The sequence below is a fragment of the Hydrogenimonas sp. genome (assembly GCF_029933015.1).
In the GTDB taxonomy this organism is placed as follows: Bacteria; Campylobacterota; Campylobacteria; order Campylobacterales; family Hydrogenimonadaceae; genus Hydrogenimonas.
On the sequence record NZ_JAOZOZ010000016.1, the window covers coordinates 1,672 to 4,168 of the forward strand.

Annotated in this window: 4 protein-coding genes; 3 read left to right on the forward strand and 1 reads right to left on the reverse strand. The window is 58.3% G+C overall.

Annotated elements, in window-relative coordinates; all coding sequences use genetic code 11:
- Nucleotides 1-12: 12 nt before the first annotated feature.
- The 3 genes from Q1K23_RS02250 to Q1K23_RS02260 are packed head-to-tail and all read left to right on the forward strand — an operon-like array spanning nucleotide 13 to nucleotide 1,755.
- Nucleotides 13-87, forward strand: a complete 75-nt coding sequence (locus tag Q1K23_RS02250; RefSeq protein WP_300361883.1) for an NAD(P)/FAD-dependent oxidoreductase — start codon at nucleotides 13-15, stop codon at nucleotides 85-87.
- Between the two features lie 7 nt (nucleotides 88-94).
- Entirely contained in the window at nucleotides 95-1,111 is a 1,017-nt protein-coding gene (locus tag Q1K23_RS02255; protein WP_300361851.1) for an amidoligase family protein, read from the forward strand.
- On the forward strand, nucleotides 1,087-1,755 hold the full coding sequence (locus Q1K23_RS02260) for a gamma-glutamyl-gamma-aminobutyrate hydrolase family protein (RefSeq protein ID WP_300361852.1): 669 nt from the start codon (nucleotides 1,087-1,089) through the stop codon (nucleotides 1,753-1,755). Before Q1K23_RS02255 ends, Q1K23_RS02260 begins: the two co-directional genes overlap by 25 nt.
- 90 nt (nucleotides 1,756-1,845) lie before the next feature.
- Here Q1K23_RS02260 and Q1K23_RS02265 read toward each other — a convergent pair whose 3' ends face one another.
- The gene (locus tag Q1K23_RS02265; protein WP_300361854.1) at nucleotides 1,846-2,361 is read right to left on the reverse strand and encodes a type 1 glutamine amidotransferase domain-containing protein; all 516 of its coding nucleotides are present in this window, start codon (nucleotides 2,359-2,361) and stop codon (nucleotides 1,846-1,848) included.
- Nucleotides 2,362-2,497: the final 136 nt, after the last annotated feature.

Sequence of the window (2,497 nt, forward strand, 5' to 3'; positions counted from 1 at the left end):
GAGGTGGTGGATGTGACGGGACGGCTGGGGGGCTACAACTTCCAGTGGGCCTTTTCCTCCGCTTATGTCGCCGCGAAAAGTGTATAATAGCGCCATGGACAAACGCCGTTTCGAAATGCCTCCCGTCACCCTCAACGCCGACGGCGAGATGCGCAAAGTCGGTTTCGAGCTGGAGTACGCCGGTCTGACGCTGGTCAAGAGCGCCGCGATTTTGCTGAAGAAGGTGGGGGGAAGGATCGACGTGATCAACCCCTACCACATCAAGATACGCGAGAGCGAATACGGCACCTTCACCCTGGTGCTCGACTTCCAGTTTCTCGTCGAATCGGGTCTGGAGAAGTGGCTCCATACGGTGGGGCTCGATCAGGCGCTCGAAAAGGAGACGGTGGCGGCGATCGAGCGCTTCATAGCCGATCTCTCCGAAACCGTCGTTCCCTACGAAGTCTCCACCTCCCCGCTGCCGATCGATCGCATCGATGTCATCGAAACGATCAAGGAGGAGCTGCGCAGACACGGAGCGATGGGGACGAAAGCCGATCCCCTCTACGCTTTCGGTTTCCACATCAATCCCGAGGCGGCGAAAATCACCGTCGACGAAATTCTCAGGACACTGCGGGCCTTCTTTCTACTCTACGACTATCTGATCGAGACGATCCAGCCCGACATGACACGTCGTCTGACCCCCTACATCGATCCTTTCGACAAGAAGTACATGGAGCTGGTCCTCGATCCCGCCTACGATCCGACGATGGTGGAGCTGATCGACGACTATCTGGCCTACAACCCGACGCGAAACCGGGCGCTCGATATGCTTCCTCTTTTTGCGTGGATCGATCTGGATCGGGTCATGGCGCAGATGGAGGGGGAGAAGATCTCCGCGCGTCCGACCTATCACTACCGGCTTCCCAACTCCCGGGTGGACGAGGCGGAGTGGTGCACCTGCGAGGCGTGGAACAGCTGGGTGCTGGTGGAGAGACTGGCGAACGACACGAGAGCGCTGGAGAGTCTGGGCGGACGCTGCCTCGAGTTTCTGGATTCTCCCTTCCATTTCTTTCAGAAAGAGGAGTGGATTTCCGAGGTGAAACGATGGGTAGACGCAGCGTCGTCGTGACCGGCTCGACCCGCGGAAGCCGGACCGCCTGGTACATGAGCCGCTTTCTGCTGGCCCTTGGGGGTATCGAAGCGCATTTCTGCCATTCGGGATCGTGGAATCCCCGCATGGCGATGGATGGGCTCCTGATAACCGGAGGGATCGATATCGATCCCAAGACCTACGGAGGGACGGAACACCCCTCCATCGTCCGGAGCGATCCCGCGCGGGATGCGATGGAGATCACCCTGCTGGAGCGGGCGATGGAGGAGGGCATGCCGGTCATGGGAATCTGCCGCGGCATGCAGTTGATCAATCTCTTTCACGGCGGTACGCTTCACCCCCATATCCACGATCTCGAACTCGACTATCCCCATCCCCATACGCCGTTGCCGCTTCGTACCGTCACGATCGAACGGGAGACTTTCCTGCACGATATCGTCGGCACCCCCACACTGCGGGTCAACGCCCTGCACCATCAGGCGGTCGACGCCATCGGCAAAGGGCTGCGCACCTGCGCCCACGACCGCAACGGTATCGTGCAGGGGATCGAATCGGTTTCGGAAAATTTCGTGCTTGGGCTTCAGTGGCATCCGGAGTTCATGCCCTATGCATGGCACACACGAAAGATTTTCCGCGCCTTTTCCCAGGCGGTGAAAGGGTAGAACCGGTCTCGCAAGGTTAATGGAAGCAGAGGATGGTTCCATTCCTCTTTAGCCGACCAGGTCGATACCGGGGACCCTGGCCGCTTCGGCTCATCCCTCTTTTTCCGCTTTCAGCCGTTTCACGATCTCCCTGACGAAAGCATCCAGGTCCGCCGGAACTCTCGAAGTGATCAGATTTCCGTCGACGACGACTTCCCTCTCTTCGTAGAGGGCGCCCGCATCCTCGAGTTCCCGTGCGATTTTCCGGTAGCCCGTGGCGCGCCGACCCGCGATGCGCCCGGCCGATATCAGAATCTGCGGACCGTGGCAGATGGCCGCCACCGTTTTTCCGTCGTCGACGAAACGCCGGACGATTTCCAGCACTCTTTTCTCTTTTCGGAGCGTTTCCGGCGCTCTGCCTCCCGGAAGGATCAGGGCGTCGTATTCGTCGGGGTCCACTTCCTCCAGCGTTTTGTCCACTTCGACGCTGTGTCCATGCTTCCCTGTGATCGTGCCTCTGCGTATCGATGCGATCTCGACTTCGAATCCCTCTTTCCGCAGCTTTTCGTAGGGTACGAGCAGTTCGGAATCTTCGAAACCGTCCGCCGTGAGAATCAACGCTTTCATCTCATGCCTTTTTCGCAAGGGTATTCGGGGGAGTGTTCCGTATTTTCGTAATGGTGCGGTACGCCCCCGTTGTTTTCCCATTATTATGCCATTAAGTAAGAGGGGAGTAAAATGTGAAAAATGTTTGATCAATGGA